Origin of the sequence: Nocardia iowensis, assembly GCF_019222765.1 — a bacterium.
Taxonomy (GTDB): Bacteria; Actinomycetota; Actinomycetes; order Mycobacteriales; family Mycobacteriaceae; genus Nocardia; species Nocardia iowensis.
Genome location: NZ_CP078145.1, coordinates 6,997,003 through 7,017,821 on the forward strand (window position 1 = coordinate 6,997,003; position 20,819 = coordinate 7,017,821).

Here is a 20,819-nt window from a genome sequence, read left to right on the forward strand (position 1 = left end):
GACCCGCCCGCGCTATACATATGACACATCCAATGCTCGTTCGCGCGTGAAAGGTTCCTGAAATGCGCAGAATCACGCATATCACCCTAGGTTTGCTGGTGGTCGCCAGCAGCCTGGTCAGCACACCAACGGCCGGGGCCGACCCGGAGGCAGGCAAGCTCGCCGAGCTCAGTGGGGTCGTCGAGGACGGTGCGACAACCACTTTGAAGTCCGGTCCGGCCGCGGTCCGGGTCAGCTTCCCCAAGCCCGGCGCGGTACGCGTGCAGCTGGCTCCCGACGGCCAGTTCACCGACCCGGCCGGGAACAAGATCGTGCTGCCGACGAAGGACACCCCGGTCGTCCCGGCCCGCACCGACAAGGGCGATTACTGGGCCTTGTCCACCACCGATCTCACCCTGCGCGCGTACAAGTCTCCCCTGCGCTTCGCCCTGTACGACCGCGCCGATGCCAAAGAGATCTGGGCCGAGACGGCACCGCTGTCCTGGACCAAGGACACGACCACCCAGAGTCTCGGCCGGGGACCGAGCGAACAGTTCTTCGGCGGCGGCGAACAGAACGGGCGGTTCAGCCACCGCGACCAGACCATCAAGATCTTTGCAGACCACAACTGGAACGACGGCGGCGCACCGAACTCGCAGCCGTTCTATCTGTCCAGCAAGGGCTACGGCGTGCTCCGCAACACCTTCGCACCAGGCAGCTACTCGTTCACCGATCCGGCCCGGACCACCCATCAGGAACGCCGCTTCGATGCGATCTACGTCGTCGGCGACGGCCCGAAGGGTGTGATCTCCGCCTACACCGCACTGGTCGGCAGGCCCTTCCTGCCGCCGATCTACGGGCTGGAGATGGGCGACTCCGACTGCTACCTGCACAACGCCAATCGCGGCGAACGGCGCACCCTCGACGCCCTCGCCATTGCCGACGGGTACGTGCAGAACCAGATGCCCAACGGCTGGATGCTGGTCAACGACGGATACGGCTGCGGTTATGAGAATTTGCAGCAGGTCGGCGAGGGTCTGCGCAAACGCGAGATGCAACTCGGGCTGTGGACCGAGGACGGGCTGCCGCATCAGGCGGAGGAGGTCAAGGCCGGGGTGCGGGTGCGCAAACTGGACGTGGCCTGGGTGGGTCCCGGCTACCAGTTCGCGCTGGACGGCTGCGACAGCGCGCACCGCGGCATCGAGGAGAACAGCGACGCACGGGGTTTCGTCTGGACGCCGGTGAGCTGGGCGGGCGCGCAACGATGTGCGGTGCTGTGGAGTGGGGACCAGTCCGGGTCCTACGACTACATTCGCTGGCAGATTCCGACTTACGCGGGTTCGACGATGTCGGGCATCGCGTACAACACCGGTGACGTCGACGGCATCTTCGACGGCAGTCCGCAGACGTACACCCGGGATCTCCAGTGGAAGGCGTTCCTGCCCACCATCATGTCGATGGACGGGTGGGCGCCCAAGGACAAGCAGCCGTGGCGGTACGGCGAGCCGTACACCTCTATCAACCGAAAGTACTTGCAGCTCAAGGAACGACTGCTGCCGTACACCTATTCCTACTCGGTCGAGGCGAATCGCACCGGCGTCGGCCAGGTCCGGCCGCTCGCGCTGGAGTACCCGAACGATCCGGCGACCTGGGGCGATCAGGCACGCTACGAATTCCTCTCCGGCAAGGACTTTCTCGTCGCCCCGGTGTACAACGATGCCGACGTGCGAAACGGGATCTACCTACCGGAGGGCACCTGGATCGACTACTGGACCGGGCGCTCCTGGACGGGACCGACCACCGTGGACGGCTATCGCGCTCCGCTGGATACCCTTCCGCTGTTCGTGCGGGCGGGCGCGGTGGTGCCGATGTGGCCGGAGGGCACCCAGTCGTGGCGGACCCGGGACAAGAGCGTGCTGGATCTCGACATCTACCCGAAGGGCGAGGGCAGCTTCACGCTGACCGAGGACGACGGCGTGACCCGGGGCTATCAGCGGGGTGAGCAGGCCACGCAGAACTTCACCGTGCGCGCGTCCGAGTCCGGCCCGGTCGAGGTGACCATCGGCGCCAGCTCGGGTTCGTATCACGGCAAACCCGACGTCCGTCGCTACCAACTCTCGGTGCACAAGGGTTCGTCCCCGACCGCCGTCGATACCTCGAATGGCCCACTGCCCCAACGGACCAGCCGCGACGACCTCGATCGTGCGGCCAACGGCTGGTGGTTCGACCCGAACGATCGTGGTGGGGTCGTGCACGTCAAGACCGATCCGATCGCCGCGGTCGGCAGTCAGTCGGTGATCCTGCGGTAACACCGAGGTGTCACAGTCGGCGCAGCGCCTGGTCCACGAGAGCAGGCGCTGCGCCGAGGTAGTTCTCCGGGCGCAGCAGTTCGATGATCTCATCCTGGGTGACGTGGGCGCGGACATCGACGTCCTCGGTGAGCACATCGGCGAGGGCGCGGCCGCTGGCGTGCGCCTCGAACGCCGCGGCCTGCAATGTCTTCTTGGCCGCCGTCTTACCGAGCAACGGGGTCAACCGGATCGACAGCCGCTCCGACACCAGTTGCCCCTTGGTGATCGTCAGGTTCTCCCGCATCCGGTCGGCGTCGGCGGTCAAGCCGGCCGCCAGCTCCGCCGCCGTGTGTGCGGCACCGCCGACCAGGAGCAGACAGTCACGCAGCGGCTGCCATTCGGCATGCCAGGCGCCCGCCGGTCGCTCGTCCTCCGCGAGCAGCGTGCCGAACAAGGTTGATGTCAGGCCGGGCACCTGCAATGCCGCGGCCCGGATCATGGTGCTGAGAGCGGGATTTCGCTTCTGCGGCATGGCGGAGGACTCGCCTCGCCCCGGTGCGGTCGGCTCGAACAGCTCGACGACTTCGGTCCGGGACTGCGAGATCACGTCGACGGCGAATTTGCCGAGCGCACCCGAAACGGTGGCCAGCGCACCGCCGAGGTCGGCGATCGGGGTGCGGATGGTGTGCCAGGGCGTTGGTCCGGCGGTGAGCGACAGCTCGGCCGCGAACTCGGCGGTCAGTCGCTCGAAGATCTGCTCGGGCGGAGCCGCGGCCAGTTCCGAGCTTCCGGCCCGCGCGCATTCCACGTAGGACGCGAATGTCCCTGCCGCGCCGCCCAACTGGATCGGCAGTCCGGTAGCCAGTACCCGATTCACCCGATCGCGGGCGTGCGTCAGGCCCTGCATCCAGCCCGCCACCTTGGCGCCGAATGTCGTCGGTACGGCGTGCATGCCCAGCGTCCGCGCGGCGATCGGGGTGTCCCGGTGCCTGCGGGCGAGGCGGCCGAGGGAGTCCAGCGTATCGGCCAGGTCGCCGGTGATGGTGGTCAAGGCGCGGGCGGCGATCAGCATCGTTGCGGTGTCCAGGATGTCTTGGCTGGTCGAGCCGTAATGGACGTAATCGGCACTGGCCGGGTCGATGTCGGCCACGGCCCGGTGCAGCAGCTCCACCAGCGCCACCACCGGATTCGCCGCGCCGCGGGCGGCCTCGGCGATGGCCCTGGTGTCGAACCGATGCGTGCGTATCGCCGCCGCCACGCTGTCCGCGGCACTGTCGGGAATGATGCCGAGCCGGGCCTGGGCGCGGGACAAGCCGAGTTCGACGTCGAGCATGGCCTCGATCCAGGCGTCGTCGGTCACCAGGCTCTCCACCGGAACGCCGACCCGCACCGGCGCGAGCAGTCCCTTGTCTATCGTCATGGAATCGGTCCTTTCGAGAGGGGTGTCCACCCGCGTCTTGCGGTGCGCGGCAAGGATCGCCCTGGCGATCTGGTCGCCATCCGACAGGGTCACCGAGTTGACGCCGGGCCGTGGACCCGCCGCGGTGACCCAGCGCACGGCCTCGGTGGGAACCCCGAATGCGTAGCGCCGCGGATGAATTCGGCCGACACCGTCCAGCACGGCATGCGAACCCTGATCCACCGCCAGCCCGCCGGTTCGATACGTGCTGCCGTCCGGGTTGCCCATCGTGTAGCCGCGCACGTCGTTGCGCCGTAACAGGTTGCGCAGCAGCGGATCTTCGGTGCCGTGCAGGTCCGGGTACGGCAGCCAGGCGTCGATGAGGACCCGTGCGGTGGTGGCGGAGTGGTCCACCAGCGCGGCTTGCGCGACGAAGCAGCCGCGGTCCTCGTCGACCCGAACGTGCATGCCAGGACCGAGGATTCGGACGGTGCCCGCTCTGATCAGCGCCGCGAGTTCCGCTATCCGACGCGCGGGCGGGCCGATGGACAGGAACGCGTTCATCGGCGTGTACCACCGGTCGAGGTCGTCCCGATAGGACCGGCCGGTGATACCGCCGTGGTCCACCACCTGTCTGACCTCGTTACGCAGATCCCGCAGCACATCCAGGGCGGCCTTGACCGGGTCGCGCACATTGCCGAGCTCGGCATGGCGCAGGTCGGCGTCGAGGTAGTCGAGCAACCACTCCTGGAAGTCGGCGGGGTCGGCGAACCGGCGACCGGCGGTCGGATCGGTGACGGTGGTCCAATTCCATCTGTCCTGCTCGGCCACCAGGAAGTCGTCGAGTACTTCGCCCGCCTCGCGGTCGGTGGCGGCGGCGAAGTACCGGTCCCGGAAGCGGCGCAGCTCGCGCGGGCTGATCCGATCGGCGATCAGCGCGGTGTAGTAGACCGACTCCACCTCGCGGGAAATCAGCGGCCACACGTCCCGCCGGAAGTCGACGTCGCCGAATCGGTCTGCGCGAAGCCGCAATTGGGCGATCCGCTCGGCATCGAGCAGGACGGGGACATGCCGTCCGGCGATCCCCTTCTCGTTGGCGCCCCTGGCATGGTGCGGCACACCGCGTCGGCAACCGGCCACGATCAGCGGTTCCCGGCCGGAGGGAATGTATTCCAGCGCCCCTTTGGATTCCTTGAAGCAGCCGTCGCGGCCGACCGTCAGCAAGGCCATGTAGTCGAAGAAGGTAAGGCCCAATCCCCGGATGAGGACCGGCTCCCGTTCGAGCACGCTGTCCAGGTCGACATCGGCGGCATTGGCGGGTGCGATGTAGTTCAGTCCGAGACGTCGAGCCGCCATGGGCAGCGATCCGGCGTCGGTCGGTCGGGTGAGGGGCAGATGTCCCTGGGTCAGCACGACGGCATGCAAGCCGCACAGCCGGTCGCCGGTGTCCAATGCCAACTCTTGTAGCCCCGTCGCGTCGTCGCGCAGGTCGGTGACGGTGGCGGTGAGTTCGTGTGCGCGCACCCACGGCGCATACCGGTCGCGGGTTCGCTCGTAGGCCCAGCGCAGATAGTGGCCGTACAGCGCCCGGGTGGGATAGGTGTTCGGCCCGATCCGGCGGACCTCCTCGTACATCGGCTCGGGCAGGTCCGCGAAGTTTCCGATCTTGACCAGGAAATCCGCCCACTCGAACAGGCTCGGCCCGAGCACCACCGGGCCCTCCATCTGCACGGTGTCGTCGGTGAAGATGGTGATCTGTGCCGCAACGGTATTCATCAGCAGCAGCGGGGATTGGTCGGTGCGCCAGACCGCGCCGGATCCGACCCGGGTCGAATCTATGAGGAAGACCTCGAGACCGGGGGTATTCCGGTCGTCGCGCACGTTGGCGCAGATCCGTTCGAAGACATTCAGCCCACGCGGCCCGACGCCGACTATCGCGATCCGCAGGGTCTCGCTGTTGTCCCCCTTCGACATTTCCCCTCCTTCGTTCTCGCAGAAATGGCGATGGGTAGCTGTCGCGCGGCGGCCCCGGCGCACGCAAAACGGGCGGCCTGCGTGTGCAGACCGCCCGTTGCGTGGTGCCGGATCAGCCGGCGGCGACAGGTTTCTTGTCGAGTGGTTCCTCGACCGAACGGTGCAGCGCCGCACCTTCGTAGATCCGCCGCAGCCACAAGGGCGCCCACCAGGTCGCCTTGCCGAACAGCCGCATGGTCGCGGGCAGCAGCGCGCCACGAATCAGGGTCGCGTCCATCAGCACGGCCAGCGGAAGTCCGATGCCGAACGCCTTCGACATCGAGATCCCGGAAATAATGAAGGCGAGGAACACCACGGCGATGGTCACGGCCGCGGCGGTCACGATCCTGCCGATGCGTTCCAGCCCGATCGCCACCGCGGCGGTGCCGTCACCGGTCTGGTCGTACTCCTCCCGGATGCGCGCCAGCAGGAACACCTGATAGTCCATGGCCAAGCCGAACGAGAGTCCGAACAGCAGCGTGGGGACCGTCGGGGACAAGGTGCCGGTCGCGGTGAACCCGAGCAGGCCGGACAGGTGACCGTCCTGAAAGATCCAGACGAGCGCGCCGAACGTCGCGGTCAGGCTCAGCAGACTGAGCAGCAGTGACAGGAACGGCACCAGGACACTGCCGGTCACCATGAACAGCAACACCACCATGACCACGGCGATCGAACCGAGGGCGTAGGGCAGCCGGTCGATGATGGTGTTGGTGCTGTCCTGATTGGTCGCCGCCACGCCGGTGAGCATCGTCTCGAACGGTGCCTGCGTCTCTCGCACCTGCGTGACCAGCGCATCGGACTCGTCGACGCCCGCCGGGGTGGGCAGCACGGTGAGATACACCGCGGAATCGGTGGCGAAGCGAGCGTCCTGCGGACCCGCGGCAGCCTGCTGCGTGCCCGACCGGTAAGAGCCCGTCACGGTTTGCACCTGGGCGACATTCGGCAAGGCGGACAGGGCAGCCGCGTAGTCGGCGACAGCCTGACGATCCGAGGGCGCCTCCGGCAGCACGACCAGCAGCGCATTCTGGCCGCTGGTGTCGAAATCGCTGCGGATGACGTCGGCGACCTGCCTGGCTGACGAGCTTTCCGGCATGATCCGTTCATCGGGCATGCCCAGTTTCATGCCGAGCGCGGGCGCTCCGAGCAGCAGCAGGAAGATGATCACCACTGTCGCGATGGGGACCGGACGACGCATGACCGTCGTCGCCAGCCGGTGCCAGAACCCGTCGGCCGTCTCCATGGACGGCGTCGCGCTGCGCCGACGAACCCGCCACTTGTCGACGCGTGGCCCCAAAACCGTGAGCAGCGCGGGCAATACCGTGACGGACGTGGCCCCGGCGATCAGTGCGGTCGCGATGCCCGCATACCCCATCGACCTGATCGCCTCCAGCGGAAACCAGATCAACCCGGCCAGCGCGATGGCCACCGTGAACGCGGAAAAGATGACGGTACGACCCGCGGATCCCATGGTGATCCGGATGGCATTGGGGATGTCGCGGCCCGCCGCCAGTTCCTCTCGATACCGGTTGACGAACAGCAGGCTGTAGTCGATCGCCAGACCAAGACCGAGCAGGGTGACGATGCTGATCGCCAAGGACGACAACGACGAAACGCTCGCCAGCAGCCACATCACGCCGAAGCAGATCATCATCGCCACCAGCGCGACCGCCAGCGGAATCAATGCCGCGACAACGCTGCCGAAGAACAGGACGAGCAGCACGAGGGTGACCGGGAAGACCAGCGCCTCCCCCTTGGTGGCGTCCTCCTGCCCCTGCACGACCATCTCGTGTTGCAATACCGCGTTACCACCGACCTGCACCCGCAGGCTGCCGAATTCGCCCTGATATTCGGGTTGCAGCGTTTTGATGCGCTTCTCGACGGTGGTGTCGTCGCCGGAGATGGCGCCGAGGACCAAGGCCCGCTGGCCGTCCTCGCCGCGCAATTGAGGCGCCCGCCCAGCTGTCCAATAGGAACTGACATCGGTGACGCCGGGTTCGGCGGCCAGCTTCTTGGCCAGCGCCTCACCATCGGCGGCAGCGGCGGGTGAGTCCACCCCGTCCGGCGCGGTGACAAGCAGGGTCAGATTGGGGGCCTGCTGCTTGAATTCGGTCTGCAGAAGTTCGGCGGCTTGGGCGGATTCGGAGTCGGCGACGGTGAAGCCACCGGCCGACAGCTTCCCGAAGACCGCCGCGCTCGCCACGCCACCGAGGACAACGAGCAGGATGGCAAGAACAAGACACCGCCATGGGCGGCGTACGGTCAACGCCGCGAGCCGTTCCAACATTGTTTCCCTCTCTTCGTGGGTCCGGGACATCTGTAGGAGATTTGAGCGGCCGCGAGTGTGACATCATGGCGTTGTGGGGCCTGTCACAAGGAAGATCGCACCGTCCACCACGCCGATGGAAGCAGCGTCCGCGGAGTTCGACACGCATCGTGACTTGCTCTATGCCCTTGTCTACAACGTTCTCGGCTCCGTCGCCGACACCGAAGACGTGTTGCAGGAGACCTGGTTGGCTTGGGCGGCGGCGCCGGGGCGGGCCGAGGTAGCGAATCCGCGGGCCTACCTGGTCCGGATCGCGATCAACGACGCGCTGGCCCGGCTGACCAGACTGCGCCGCGACCGGTCCATCTACCCCGGGCCGTGGCTGCCCGATCCGATGCTCACCGAGGCCGACGCGTCGGAGCAGGCGCTGCGATCGGAGTCGGTGTCGCTGGCGATGATGGTTGTCCTGGAGACGCTGACGCCGCTGGAACGCGCCGTTTTCGTGTTGAAGGACGCCTTCGGCTACAGCCATCCCGAAATCGCCGACCTCATCGGGCGCACGCCGGTCTCGGTCCGCCAGGTGGCGCACCGGGCCAGGCAGCACGTCCGGCAGCAGCGGGGGCGCTACCAGGTGGACCGGGAAACCTGGCGAGCGGTCACCGAACGATTTCTCACCGCCGCCATCGGCGGCGACCTCAATGCCCTCCTGGAAGTACTGGCCCCCGATGTGGCGATGTGGACCGACGGCGGCGGACTGCCCGGCACGGCCCGCCGGGTGATCACCGGCCGCGACAAGGTGGTTCGGTTGCTCAACGCGGTCACCGGGCTGGCCGACGGACTCGACGCCGCCTTCGTCGAGGTCAACGGTGGGCCCGCCGCGGTGCTCTATCGGGGTGACGCGCCCTATGCGGTGGTCGTGCTCGACATCCGGCCGGAGGACGGGTTCGTCCGGGCCATCTACAACATCGTCAGCCCGGACAAACTCCGCGGTGTGGCCGCTACCCGGCCGGGACGACCGCAGGCCGCACCGGTTTGCGTACCGGAGTATCCGGTACCGGCGGGCGATTGAACTGCCACGGATTCGCACCCTCGCGCCGGATCTGCCGGTACAGCATGGTCATGTAGCAGAAGTCGAGAATCGACACCGTCGCGAAGAGGAAGAGCAGCAGCCTTCGCTCCGGAAAGACGATGATGGTGTTGAGCGCGCCGAGGGCGGTTCCCGCCCACTTGAACAGCGCGATGTACATCGACTGCCCGGCCGAGGAGCCGCGGCTGCGCAGCATGAGAATGAAGCTCGTGCTGAGCAAGATATTCAGTCCGGCACCGTCATACAGACCGATCGGGTCCTTGAACTCGTAGGTCATCAACAGGGTCAGCGCCGCCGCATAGGCAATGATGGCGGCGACCATGCCGCGGAACGCGCGCCGCGACATCGACGGGAAGTCCCTGTTTCCCCATTTGAGCACCTGATACAGGATGAGGATATCGACCAGCGCCCAGGCCAAATAGAATGGTCGCAGTTCGGCGTCCTGTTGGATGACCAGCGAATGCATGAATTCCCACGCGATATTCGCGCAGACGAAGGCCGCTGGTATACCGACCCGTTTGTCCACGAAACCGCGATGGATCGCCAACCCGTAGGCGATGAGCCAGCACACCGCGAGTCCGGTGACGATGGAATAGAACCCGATGCTGTGGAAGTCCCGCGGTGGCAACACCACGGGAGCGACGGTCGGAAGATCAATGAGGTAGGGCGGAAACCACACGAGAGCCAGCCTTTCTGTGACAGATCCAGCGTTTTCAGATCCAGTTACCGCTGCCGATGCCCGCGGCGGTGCCGACGAGTCGCGCGCGCAGCTCGGCCCGCTGGACTTTCCAGGTCCCGGTCCGCGGGACCTGGTCCCATGGCACCACTCGCGGCTGCTGCATGGCGGGCAGCCCGTGCGTCGCCGCGGTCCATTCGGCGGGCTCGAGTCGGTCGTCGCGCATGCAGACCACCGGCAGCGGCAGATTCCCGGGAATCGCCAGCACGACGATTTCCGTCGCATTCGCCAATCGATCCAGCAGTGTGCTTTCCAATTCGATACAGCTCATGCCGGGAATCATGTCGACTTCGCGGTCGACCATTCGATATCGCCCGAATCCGAGGGATATCGCCATGTCACCGCTGTTCCACCATTTGCCGTCGACCTTCGAGCGGTGCCGCTCGTCTTCCCCCAAATAGGTGAGACACCGGCCCTTCGCGGAGATCATCAGCAAGCCCGCCGTGCCGTGCGGAACCTTTTGTCCCGTCACCGGATCGACGACGCGGGCGCGGACCATCGGCGGAAAGCCGACGGTCGTCAGATCCGAGCGCTCCCGTCGGCGGCCGTTGACCATCGGCCGGGTGACGATCCCGCCGACCATGGCGTGAATCTCCGACTGCGCCAACGCCCAGGCCCATACCGGGAACCTGCGTTGCGACGCGTTGAGGAACTTGCGCACCGTTCGCGTGTGCACCGCGTCGAAAGTGCTGGTGAACAGCCGCGTTCGGGCGAAGAGCTCCGGCTGCCGGTCGGCCAGTTCCTCCCAGAGCTGGAAGACATTCGGCAGCGTTTCCACGTGCGTTGGACGAAAAGCCGCCAATGCCTTCGCCACCTCGGTGGGTGCCGGATCCGAGAGCGCCACCATGGCGCGCGGACCGACCGCGAGTTGCGATGCGGTCCACAGGAACGCCCGGATATGGAAGAACGGAATGGCGGCGGCGACAATATCGTCGCGCCGAGACGTCATGAACGGCAACGGGAATCGCTCCAGCCGCGGCGGCAGCGAATGGATCGCGGTATCGGCGCTGTGCACGACGAACTTCGGCACGCCGGTGGTGCCGGAGGTGTGCGTCACGATCATCGGCTCAGCATTGGCGTTCGGCCGCGCGGACACCGCTGCCGCACCGCGGAATTCGTCGAGCGGCACCGCGTTGTCCGGCAGATCATCGCGGGGTTCGCCCACGGTGACGATCGGGGTCTCGGCAGGTGCCAGCTCGACCGAGGCCGCAACCGCGGCGGCCAGCAGGGTCGTTCCGGCGATCACCAGCCGCGGCGCCGCCTTGGCGATCATCACCGGCAGCATCGGCAGCGGCACGAACGGCGAGATCATTACCGGCAGCGCACCGATCCGCGCCGCGCCCGCGGCAACCAGCACGCTGTCGAAATGGTTGTCTTTGACGATGACGACCTTGTCGCCGTGCCGTGCGCCCGCCGCGTAGAGCGCACTCGCGAGGTCACGCACGGTCGCCGCCAACGTATTCGCGTCGAACGCGGTACCGAGATCCGGCGCGATATCGGCGGGCCGATCGACGTGCACGATGGTTTGTCCGGTCCGGTCCGCATGCCAGTCGAACAGCAGACCGATATTGATGTGTGAGTATTTGAGTCTGGTCATACTCGTCCTCCTATGACGACCATTCGATGAGCGCCAACCCCACCGACATGCCACCGCCGAATCCGATGAGCAGAATCAGGTCGCCGGTGCGTAGCGCACCGCCGGCCGCGGCCCGATCGAGCGTGATGGGAATGGATGCGGCGCCGGTGTTGCCGTACTCGCCGACCGTGCGGTGCACGTGCGCGGTGTGCAGTCCCAATTCGGGGATGGTGTCGTCCAACATCACGCCGTTCGCCTGATGCGGCACGACATGTCCGATCTCGTGCGGCGACACATTGCAGTCGTAGAGGAATTGCTTGACCAGCTCCGGCAGGGTCGTCTCCACGAACTCGCGGACACCGCGGCCGTCCATGGTGAAGTGCTGCAACCCGGCGGCGTGCGTGTGCGGCGAAGACGGCAGCCGAGACCCACCGGCCGGCACCGAGATCAGTTCCGACATCTGCCCGAAGGTGTGCAGTCGGCACTCGCGGATGCCCCCGCCGGACACCGGACCGAGCACCACGGCACCGGCGCCGTCGCCGAACAGGACGACGGTCTTGCGATCGCGCGGATCGAGAATGCGCGAATACACGTCCGCCCCGATCACCAATCCGTATCCGCCCGAGGCACGGACGAGCGGATGCGCGACCGCCGACGCGAAGACGAAGCCACTGCACACGGCGTTGATATCGAAGGCGGCCGCGTTCGCGCCGAGTAGCTGTTGCACGTAGGCCGCGGTCGGCGGCTGCGGACGATCGGGCGTCGAGGTCGCCACGACGATCGTGGACAGATCGGCCGCCGTGATTCCCGCGGCCGCGAGGGCCATGCGCCCGGCCTCGGCGGCCAGATCGGAGGTCGCTTGATCCGAGTCCGCCCAGCGGCGTTCCCGGATCGTCGTCTTGCGGCGGATCCACGCATCATCGACGCCGGCGGGCGCGGCCACCTCGGCATTCGTGACGATGCGGTCCGGGACGTAGGCCCCGGTCCCGAGTACCCCGATCCGCGGCATGGGTTCGACCGCCGTCATCTCCTCGGCATCCTCGGCTCGTAGATCCGTTTGTGCCCGGATACCGCGGCGAGCCGGTATGGGCCCGAACCCTCCTCGGGGAGCTCGTAGTCACCGCCGTCGACCGGAATGGTCCGCTCGTGCAGGGCGCGGTAGTGCGCGTAGTCGATCGGCGTGCGACGCTCGATCGCCCTGCGGTGCGCGGCGGTCCGCAGCTGCGCTCCGTAGCCGGGAACCACCGTCGCGCCGAAGAATTCGGCCACGCTGCCGGACCCGTAGCTGAACAGCGCGATGTGCTGATCGGCCAGATCGCGGCTGTGGTCGAGGAGCGACGCCAACCCGAGGTAGAGCGAGGCGGTATAGCTGTTGCCGATCGATCGGTTGTAGATGGTGGTGTTGTGCACGGCCCCGAGAATTTCGTGGGCGGCGCCGTCCAGATTCGAGCATTCAGCCAGATGCCGATGCGCCTTCGACGCCATTTTCGTGAACGGCTGGTGATAGCAGAAGGCGGAGAATTCGGCGGCCGGGCGGCCGCCTTGCTCGACATAGTCCTTCCAAGCACCTTCCACTGCTTGCAGATACGCGGTGATCGACGTTTTGCCGTCGACCAGCGCGGTGGACCGGTAGTTGGGCCGCCAGAAGTCCATGATGTCGGCGGCGAACAAACCCGATGGCGACTCGATCCGCAGAATCGCGGGATCGGCGGAAACCAGCATTGCCGCGGCCGCCGCCCCCTGGGTTGCCTCGCCGGGGGAACCGAGCTCGTATTTGGCGATATCGGTCGCGATCACCAGGACCCGCTGCGAGGGCTCCCGGTGCACCAGTGCCGCCGCGAATTGCAGCGCCGCGGTCGCGCCGTAGCAGGCCTGCTTCAATTCGACGACCCGGGCCGATGAGGGCAGGCCGAGCAGCGAATGCACGTAGACGCCAGCCGATTTGGCCTGGTCGACGCCCGTTTCAGTGGCCAGCAAGACGGTGCGGATATCGGCCGCGCCGTGCCGGTCGACAATCGGTTTGGCCGCTTCCGCCGCCATCGTGACGATGTCCTCGTCGGCAGCGGTGACGCTCATCGAACTCTGCCCGATACCTATACGGTATTTGTCGAGGTCTACACCGTATTTCCGGGCCAGCTCGCTGTGATTCATCTGGTAATGCGATGTCGCGAAAGACAAGTCGTGGATACCGACCGCAAGAGTGTGATTCATCATTTGCTCCATCAGTGTCGAACTGCGGGCTCACGTTCGAACTGCACGTGCGCCCGCATGAGTTCACCGGGGTTCGTCTGCGCCGCAAGCAGCGACAGTTCGCCGCACAGCACGGTCGCGGCGGCGATCACCGCGAGCCGCCGGGCACCGGCGCCCGTTTCCGGTCCGGGCCGGCAACCCAGCCGCCCGAGGTTGTCGTCGACGAAGTCGAGTCCCTTCCCGTTGCCGATGCTGCCGACGATGAGATTGGGCAGGGTGCAGGAGAAATAGAGGTCGCCGTCGCGATCCTCGGCATAGGTGATCCCCTGCGACCCTTCGACGATGTTCGCCGCGTCCTGCCCGGTCGCCAGGTAGAACCCGAGCAGCATGTTCGCGTAATGCGCGTTCGCGGAACGGATCCCGCCCGCCAATATCGTGCCGACCATGTTCTTGCGGACATTGAGGTCGGCGATCTTCTTCGCGGTGGTGTGCAAGACGTCCGCGACGATGTGCCGTGGTATCAGCAGCTCGGTGACGACGTTCTTGCCGCGGCCGAGGATTCCGTTGACCGCGGTCGCCTTCTTGTCGGTGCAGTAGTTTCCGGAGATCGAGCCGTAGGAAACACCGGGGACGGTGTGCAGAATATGCGTCATCAGCCGGTCGGCGGCCAGCGTCGCCATATTGTGCCCGGACGCGTCGCCGGTGGTGAACTCGAAGCGGAGGAAGATCAGGTTCCCGACCTGCTCGTGCCGGACGCCGACCAGGTCGGTGAACCGGCTGCCGTCCGCGACGACCCGACGTAGTTCTTCGAACATCGAATCGACTTGTCGCACAGCTGAATGCGCCACTTCGGCGTCGAGGGCTTCGATGAGTATCGAGCGGGTCATCCGCTCGTCGACCAGGACGGCGACGATCCCGGAGTCGATCATCATGGAAACCTTCGCCCCGCGCTGCACGGACGGCCACAGCGGGGTCTCGAAGGTGGCGAGCGGAACGCTGGTCTCGGTTCGGGCGATATTGCCCGAAATCCTGATCGGCCCGACCCATTTCATCGGAATTTCGGCAGAGGTCAGATATTCGGCCACGAAGTACCCACTTTCCAACTTCGACAATGATCAACATTCGCCCGGCGCGTGACCGAGCTACGACGCTGCTCGGGACACCGAAGCGCGGCGCGTTGCCAGACCGTGCAGGTCTATTCCTCTGGCTTCGCAGAACGAGCGGAGATTTCCGGTGATCAGGACATCGCAGTGCGCGCACTCCGCCGGGGTACGTGCCCCGAGAACGGTCATCACCGCGGCGAGTTGGTCCAGCCAGGTGCTGATCCGAGCCACCAGCGCGGCCGGTCCCTGCTCGACGAGCGTGCCGAGCAATCGCCCCGAGGCGCCGACGGCCGCGGCGCCCAGCGCGAGACTGCGCACGATATCGAGCGGGTGCCGAATTCCACCGGAGGCCAGCACCGGTATATCGGGGATGCGGCCGCAGTCCAGCAGGCACGCGGCCGTCGATTGGCCCCAGCCGTCGAGGAAGGAATAGTCCGCCGTATCCCGGCGGCCGTTCTCGATGATCGCGAAATTGGTGCCGCCGCGCCCGCCGACGTCGGCCGCGGCGACGCCAACCTGTCGCAACGACAGCACGGTCTCGCGACTGAGGCCGAATCCCACCTCCTTCACGATCACCGGGATATCGACCGCCGCCGTGATCCGCTCGATCTGCCGGAACCAGGCGGAAAACGATCGATCGCCCTCCGGCATCACGGTTTCCTGGATCACGTTGAGGTGGATCTGCAACGCGTCCGCCCGCAACAAATCAATAGCGCGACGGGCATTGTCGACGGAGGTGGTGGCGTTGATATTCGCCATGATGAATCCGTCCGGATTCTCCTCGCGCATGACCCGATAGGTATCGGCCACGGATTCGTCGGCCAGGTACGCGCTCAACGATCCGGTGGCGACGGCGACCCCGGTCTCCCGTGCCGCGATCGCGAGGTCACGATTGATCCGGCCGGTGCCAGCGCTGCCGCCGGTCATCGCGTTGATGTAAAGCGGGGTCCGCCAGTGGATTCCACCGAAGGTCGTGCGCAGCGAGACGTCCGAGCGATCGATCCCCGCCAGTGCGTGGTGGACAAACGTCACGTCGTCGAACTCGTTGCTCGCGTCCTTGCCGTGTAACTGCTCGACGGCAAGGCGCACGTGATCATCCTTGCGGCTGCCGATCATCATCGCGGGCCTCCTTTTCCACAGCCGGGACACGGATCGAGAGCGGGCGGATGCCCGCCGCACGCCACCGCGCCCGCAGGGTTTCGAGCTGATGGTGTGCGGTGTTGTCGAGAAAGGCGATGCCGCAGTCCCCGCCGCCGGCGCCCGACGGCTTGGCCGCCCCACCGACCTTCTCGACCGTGTCGCACAGAGTGGTCATCCGCGGCGTGAAGATGCCGATGCGCGTGATGCCGTCCGCGGTCTGCAGCAGGTCCCGGAATCGGCGAATCTGCCTGAGGAATTCCCGGTTTTCGCCATCGCGTAGCGCCGCTATGCAGGTGCGCACGCATTCGTCGCTGCGCCACAAGAACGACCGGTAGAAGGAGTCGTTGTTCCGGTTGCGCTCGGCCAACCCCGCCACCAATGTGTCGGTGGCGGCGGGTACGCCGGTCCAGCCCACTTCGAAGGTGAGATCGGCGGGTGGCTGTAGTCGCTTGATCGAAAACCCAGGCCATTCCGCATGTATGGCCCGGTCGATGCCGAGCCGCTCGGCCATACCGAGAATGTCGGTCCGATCGGGCGCGCTATAGGCGATCCAGCCGCCCCATACGCTGGCCGCGAGGTCTCCGCCCGACGCGCGCGCGGCGATCCGGGCAGTGGCCAGCATGGCGAGCCGGTAGCGCTGCTCTGGCGTCAGATCCAGTCCGTAGAACGCGCCGACGGCCGAAATGGTCGCCACCGTAACGGCGCCACTCGAACCGAGGCCGAATTTCGTGCCGTCCTCGTGGAGTTCACTGGTGATGTCCAGCGTCAACGGACGAACCGGCAACCCGCGTTCCACGATGAGGCGCTCGACAGTTTCGATCGCGGACACCACATGGTTCAGTCGTGGCGCAGGGCCCGAGTCGTCCACGCACGGAACAAGTCGCGCGTCCACCCGGACGAATTCGACTGTGCCCGAATACAGATCGGACCTGACCGCGACGCGCCCGGCCAGCTCGCCCGGTGACACCGTGACCGACACTCGCCGGTCGACGGCGACCAGGATCGCCAAGCGTCCCGGCTCCACCACCGCGTATTCACCGACCACGAACAGCTTGCCAGGAGCGCTACAGGTGATCATCGCGAATCTCCGTCGGGCAGCCGGGCGCCGGGACCGGGACGCGCGGTGATCACCGAGCGGGTGTCGCTGAGCGAACGCAATGCGTCGGCCACCCGCTCGGCGTGCCCACCTCGGCAGAGGACCTTCACATTCGGGCCGGCGTCCATCGTGGCGAAGGCGCCGATACCGGTCCGGCGCAATTGCCCGACGCAGTCGAGTACCCGTAGTGACGCCGGGGACAGATAGCGCACCGCGGGCCGTGCCGCGAGCATTGTCGCGTGCATGCCGAGGGCGTTGCGTTCGGCGATTTCACCGACGGCATCGAGGTCACCGCGGGTGATCGCCGCACGCATGTCGGCCAGGTCCTGGTGACTGGACTCCGCCCATGGCGCATAAAGCGGCGAAGTCTCGATGGTGCGGCGCATCGCCGCGCGGCTCGATATCTCCTTCGGCGCGGCATCGACGACGGCGACCACCAGGGCGAGGTCGAGCGCACCGGCGTCGATGGGGTCGGCGTAGGAGCTCAGGTCGCCCTCTTCGCCGATTCCGGTACCAGCGTGCCACAAAGCGAAGCCGCCGAAGATGGAGCGGCAGGCCGAACCCGACCCGCGCCGCGCCAGCCTGGACAGGCCGGTGGGGTTCAGGTCGAGTCCGTACGCAACCGCGGCGGCCAAGGCCAGCGCGGCGAATCCGCTCGCCGAGGAGGCCAGGCCCGCTCCGGTCGGCACGGTATTCGTCGTATCGACACGCAGATACTCCGCCCGCCCCGACATCCCACGCACCAGGTCGAGGAAGGTCCGGATCCTGGTCAGCATTTCGCCGGTCGCCGGTGCTCTGTTGACGGTCACCTGGTCGCGGTCGAGAGCGGTGTCCAGGCGGACCGTCGTTGTCGTCGGATAGATATCCAAGGTCACCGACAGGCTGTCGGTATGCGGAAGGATGTATTCCTCATCGCGTTTGCCCCAGTATTTGACCAACGCGATATTCGGGTGCGCGATCGCGGTCACCGCCGAATCGACGGTCATGTGTGCTCCTTCGTCCGTCGGACAGGTCAGTTCGCGAAACGTCCGGTCGGCACGGACCACGTCGCGGTGGCGCCGGCCGTGCGCAACGCCGCCGTCGCGCGTTCGGCGTGTTCCGGACTGTCCGCCAGCACAACGACGCAGCCGCCCAGTCCCCCACCGCTGAGCTTGCCGCCGAGGCATCCGGCGTCGAGTGCCGCGGCGAGCAGCCGGTCCAGTTCGGCTGTGCTGAGCCCAAATTCGCTGAGCAGTTCGTGATTCTCGGTCAGCCGACGACCGAGATCACCGGCCCGGCCGAGGGTGAGATCCTCCACGGCGCTCGCCGTGATCACCGACGAGCGCCGTAGAAATCGGGTACGTGACGCGGGGTCCGCCTCGAACCGAGCACGCAGCATGTCCACCGCCGCCTTGGTCTCGCCGGGCACGCCGCTGTCGGCGATGACGAAGACTCCGTCCAGCCCGACGCTCAGTTCCTTGGTCACGCCGCTCTGGAACCAGATCGGCACCGGCGACCCGGTGGCCACCGTGTCGACCCCGCTTGGCGATCCGTGGGCCACCCGCTCCGCGGTCTGCACCAGGTCGAAGACCGTGTCCGCGTCGACAATTCGGCCGAACAGCGACGCGAGGGCGAGCACTACCGCGCGCCCGCAGGCGGCGCTCGACCCCATTCCACGACCCGGCGGGATGGCGCAGTCGACACTCAGGTCGATGCCGCATGCCGTGATCCCGGTGGTGCGGAAGAACGCGGCGACCAGATCGTGCAATCCGGAATCCGCTTCTCGCGAACGGTCCCACAGTCGAGCGGCCGCGGGCGCCTCGTCCGCTCGCCTGTCCGCGGTATTCGCCTGGCCCGGTGCGACATTCACCAGGCTCACCTGACCGCCCGGCTCGCCGGACCGCCGTGCCCACACGGTCACCGACACCTGACGCATCGGAATCGCCACTGCCGGAGCGCCGTAGACGACCGCATGCTCGCCGCACAGAATCGATTTGGCGTGTGCGCGCCCCTCACCTACTACGGAAGCATTCACTTGACTTCTCCGGTTGCGGGTCAGAATTCACTGATCTGTTCTGCGACCTTGATTCCCACGTGCCTGCCCGGCTCCACGATGTGCCCGAGGAGTTTGGTGCCGGGCCGGACCTCGGTCAGGTTGAGCGGCTTGCCTTCCGCGCTCATCACCCGCACGTGCCAATCGTCTTGCAGGAACACATTGACCTCGACGTCACCGTGCCGTGCCGCGATCAGCCGCAGCGGTCGCAGTTCGACCTTCACCCGGCCGACCGACACTTCGCGGAAACGTCCGTTCGCCGACACCGCGTGCGAGCGCTCGCCCGCGGCGAGGTCGGTGATGTACGCGGTCCGCTCGGTGCCGAAGACGTAGGAGTGCACCGCACCGGCATTCACTCGGAACGGCCGCAGGTTCATGTAGGGCAGATAGTGCACCTCCGCGCACACCAGAATGCCGCCCGCCGAGGTCGAGCCGACGATCATGCCCTCGTCATCACCGAAAAGTGTTGTGGTGTCGATACATCCGCGGTAGCCCATGCCGACCGGCTCGGCGCGGTACACCTCGAGCGGGACCAACTCCTTGCGGTCTTCCCGGCCTGCTCGCAGCGCTTGCGCCACTCGGTCCAGATCGCTGAGATGGTCGGCTCGCACCACGAGACCGGCCGGGCCGCTCTCCAGAACACCTGCGACACTGACCGCTTCCGCGCTGGACAGCAACTCCTTGAACACCTTCGTCGTGGTGCCCTGCGCGCTCGCCAGCAATAGTTCGAGCGGAATGTTGGTCTCGTCGACGAAGGCCGCGATCACCACGTCCACCTTTCCGCTCATCTCGGCGGCGAGGTTCATGCCCGCGGCGTCGGCGATCTCGCAACGCACGCCGAGCGGACGGCCGAGTGCGGCGGCGCGGACGCCGTCGAGTTCGGCCGGCGACTCGGCGATCAGCACGCCGACTCGCTGATCATCGAGCAGAGCCAGCTCGGATGCGTTGCCGACCACCGCAATTCGGATTCGCTCCAGCGGCTCCCAGTCGGCCAACTGCGCCTGGCGCAGGACCAGCGTCGTGATCTCGGAATTGCGCGCGTGGGCCAGTGCGGCCGGGGTGTCGGCGGTGGAGAGGCCGCTGACGTCTGCCCAGAGTTCCGTCGTCATCTCGTTCATCACTTTCTTCCCATCGCCGCGTACTCCGGGAGGACGGTGGCGTCCGCTCCGTGCACGATTGATTTCAGTTGCGCGGTGGCGCGTTCGGGATCCGCGCTGCCGAATACCTGCCTGCCCACACAGAATCCGGCCAGGCCCACACCCATCGCGTTCTTGGCCGAGCTCAGGAACTCGTCCCACGGCACGTCCAGCTGTCCGCCCGCGATCACCACCGGCACATCGACCTGGGACGCCAGTTCGGCGAGGTGCTCGTCACCCGGATGTGCCGCCTTCACGATGTCGGCGCCCAGTTCCGCGGCGACGCGGGCCGCGTGGATGACCGACCGGCCGCGATCCCGGTCGGCAGTGAGGACGTAGGTCATGGTCAGCAGCGGCAGCCCGAGCGCATCGCAGGATTTCGCGACGCGGGACAGATCGGCCAACGCGGCCCGGTCTTCCACCGAACCGGCGCCGAGGGTGATGTGTACCGACACGGCGTCGGCGCCGAGCGCCACCGCGGTCTCCGGATCGCACACTCTGGTCTTGAGCTCGGGGTGCGCACTGAGTGCGGTGCTGCCCGAAAGATGAACGATCAGCGCCGTTTCGCGCTGCACCGGCATCTCCCTGGTCGCCGAACCGCGGTGTGCGACGACGCCGTCGGCGCCGCCGCGCACGACGGCGCGCAGCACCGAGCCCATGTCGGACAACCCACCGGTGGTGCCCGTGGTGAGCGAGTGATCGACGGCGATCAAGAAGGTCTTACCGTCTGCCCCGAACAACCGCCGCATCCGGCGGTGCTTTCCATTGCTCACTTTTC

The 20,819-nt window shown here is 66.7% G+C and carries 15 protein-coding genes; 2 read left to right on the forward strand and 13 right to left on the reverse strand.

Annotated elements, in window-relative coordinates:
• Window positions 1-62: 62 nt before the first annotated feature.
• Complete coding sequence (locus KV110_RS32215; RefSeq protein ID WP_218470937.1) at window positions 63-2,288, forward strand: glycoside hydrolase family 31 protein; 2,226 nt, start codon at window positions 63-65, stop codon at window positions 2,286-2,288.
• Window positions 2,289-2,298: 10 nt separating this feature from the next.
• Here KV110_RS32215 and KV110_RS41680 read toward each other — a convergent pair whose 3' ends face one another.
• Entirely contained in the window at window positions 2,299-5,643 is a 3,345-nt protein-coding gene (locus KV110_RS41680) for a 3-carboxy-cis,cis-muconate cycloisomerase family FAD/NAD(P)-binding protein (protein ID WP_246634121.1), read from the reverse strand.
• Window positions 5,644-5,755: 112 nt separating this feature from the next.
• On the reverse strand, window positions 5,756-7,966 hold the full coding sequence (locus KV110_RS32230) for an MMPL family transporter (protein WP_218470938.1): 2,211 nt from the start codon (window positions 7,964-7,966) through the stop codon (window positions 5,756-5,758).
• 73 nt (window positions 7,967-8,039) lie between these two features.
• Here KV110_RS32230 and KV110_RS32235 point away from each other — a divergent pair, with 73 nt between their 5' ends.
• Complete coding sequence (locus tag KV110_RS32235) at window positions 8,040-9,014, forward strand: sigma-70 family RNA polymerase sigma factor (RefSeq protein WP_246634122.1); 975 nt, start codon at window positions 8,040-8,042, stop codon at window positions 9,012-9,014.
• On the opposite strand, the gene KV110_RS32240 is transcribed toward KV110_RS32235, so the two are convergent.
• The 11 genes from KV110_RS32240 to KV110_RS32290 all read right to left on the reverse strand — a co-directional run bounded on the left by KV110_RS32240 (window position 8,944) and on the right by KV110_RS32290 (window position 20,814).
• On the reverse strand, window positions 8,944-9,666 hold the full coding sequence (locus tag KV110_RS32240) for a transmembrane-type terpene cyclase (RefSeq protein WP_218470939.1): 723 nt from the start codon (window positions 9,664-9,666) through the stop codon (window positions 8,944-8,946). The two genes, KV110_RS32235 and KV110_RS32240, sit on opposite strands and share 71 nt — an antisense overlap.
• A gap of 79 nt (window positions 9,667-9,745) precedes the next feature.
• Window positions 9,746-11,365 (reverse strand): class I adenylate-forming enzyme family protein, encoded by a 1,620-nt coding sequence (locus KV110_RS32245; RefSeq protein ID WP_218470940.1) that lies wholly within the window; start codon window positions 11,363-11,365, stop codon window positions 9,746-9,748.
• 10 nt (window positions 11,366-11,375) lie between these two features.
• Window positions 11,376-12,371 (reverse strand): 3-oxoacyl-ACP synthase III family protein, encoded by a 996-nt coding sequence (locus KV110_RS32250; protein ID WP_246634123.1) that lies wholly within the window; start codon window positions 12,369-12,371, stop codon window positions 11,376-11,378.
• Complete coding sequence (locus tag KV110_RS32255) at window positions 12,368-13,555, reverse strand: hydroxymethylglutaryl-CoA synthase (RefSeq protein ID WP_218470941.1); 1,188 nt, start codon at window positions 13,553-13,555, stop codon at window positions 12,368-12,370. The genes KV110_RS32250 and KV110_RS32255 overlap by 4 nt, the downstream gene beginning before the upstream one ends.
• Before the next feature lie 11 nt (window positions 13,556-13,566).
• On the reverse strand, window positions 13,567-14,646 hold the full coding sequence (locus KV110_RS32260) for a hydroxymethylglutaryl-CoA reductase (RefSeq protein WP_281427699.1): 1,080 nt from the start codon (window positions 14,644-14,646) through the stop codon (window positions 13,567-13,569).
• A 30-nt stretch (window positions 14,647-14,676) separates the two neighbouring features.
• Window positions 14,677-15,756, reverse strand: coding sequence for a type 2 isopentenyl-diphosphate Delta-isomerase (gene fni, locus KV110_RS32265; protein WP_343224134.1), 1,080 nt, complete (start codon window positions 15,754-15,756; stop codon window positions 14,677-14,679).
• The gene (locus tag KV110_RS32270; RefSeq protein WP_218470942.1) at window positions 15,731-16,855 is read right to left on the reverse strand and encodes a phosphomevalonate kinase; all 1,125 of its coding nucleotides are present in this window, start codon (window positions 16,853-16,855) and stop codon (window positions 15,731-15,733) included. Before KV110_RS32270 ends, fni begins: the two co-directional genes overlap by 26 nt.
• Window positions 16,852-17,859 (reverse strand): diphosphomevalonate decarboxylase, encoded by a 1,008-nt coding sequence (mvaD, locus tag KV110_RS32275; RefSeq protein WP_218470943.1) that lies wholly within the window; start codon window positions 17,857-17,859, stop codon window positions 16,852-16,854. The genes KV110_RS32270 and mvaD overlap by 4 nt, the downstream gene beginning before the upstream one ends.
• Window positions 17,860-17,885: 26 nt before the next feature.
• Entirely contained in the window at window positions 17,886-18,887 is a 1,002-nt protein-coding gene (mvk, locus tag KV110_RS32280) for a mevalonate kinase (protein WP_218470944.1), read from the reverse strand.
• Between the two features lie 20 nt (window positions 18,888-18,907).
• Window positions 18,908-20,023, reverse strand: a complete 1,116-nt coding sequence (locus tag KV110_RS32285) for a 3-dehydroquinate synthase II (RefSeq protein WP_218470945.1) — start codon at window positions 20,021-20,023, stop codon at window positions 18,908-18,910.
• Entirely contained in the window at window positions 20,023-20,814 is a 792-nt protein-coding gene (locus KV110_RS32290) for a beta/alpha barrel domain-containing protein (RefSeq protein ID WP_218470946.1), read from the reverse strand. Before KV110_RS32290 ends, KV110_RS32285 begins: the two co-directional genes overlap by 1 nt.
• Between the last annotated feature and the right edge of the window lie 5 nt (window positions 20,815-20,819).

Bases quoted from the DNA above. Each gene is read 5' to 3' on its own strand.
- KV110_RS32215 (WP_218470937.1), top strand. From the start codon at position 63: ATGCGCAGAATCACGCATATCACCCTAGGTTTGCTGGTGGTCGCCAGC.
- KV110_RS41680 (WP_246634121.1), bottom strand. From the start codon at position 5,643: ATGTCGAAGGGGGACAACAGCGAGACCCTGCGGATCGCGATAGTCGGC.
- KV110_RS32230 (WP_218470938.1), bottom strand. From the start codon at position 7,966: ATGTTGGAACGGCTCGCGGCGTTGACCGTACGCCGCCCATGGCGGTGT.
- KV110_RS32245 (WP_218470940.1), bottom strand. From the start codon at position 11,365: ATGACCAGACTCAAATACTCACACATCAATATCGGTCTGCTGTTCGAC.
- KV110_RS32250 (WP_246634123.1), bottom strand. From the start codon at position 12,371: ATGACGGCGGTCGAACCCATGCCGCGGATCGGGGTACTCGGGACCGGG.
- KV110_RS32255 (WP_218470941.1), bottom strand. From the start codon at position 13,555: ATGAATCACACTCTTGCGGTCGGTATCCACGACTTGTCTTTCGCGACA.
- fni (WP_343224134.1), bottom strand. From the start codon at position 15,756: ATGATGATCGGCAGCCGCAAGGATGATCACGTGCGCCTTGCCGTCGAG.
- KV110_RS32270 (WP_218470942.1), bottom strand. From the start codon at position 16,855: ATGATCACCTGTAGCGCTCCTGGCAAGCTGTTCGTGGTCGGTGAATAC.
- mvaD (WP_218470943.1), bottom strand. From the start codon at position 17,859: ATGACCGTCGATTCGGCGGTGACCGCGATCGCGCACCCGAATATCGCG.
- KV110_RS32285 (WP_218470945.1), bottom strand. From the start codon at position 20,023: ATGAACGAGATGACGACGGAACTCTGGGCAGACGTCAGCGGCCTCTCC.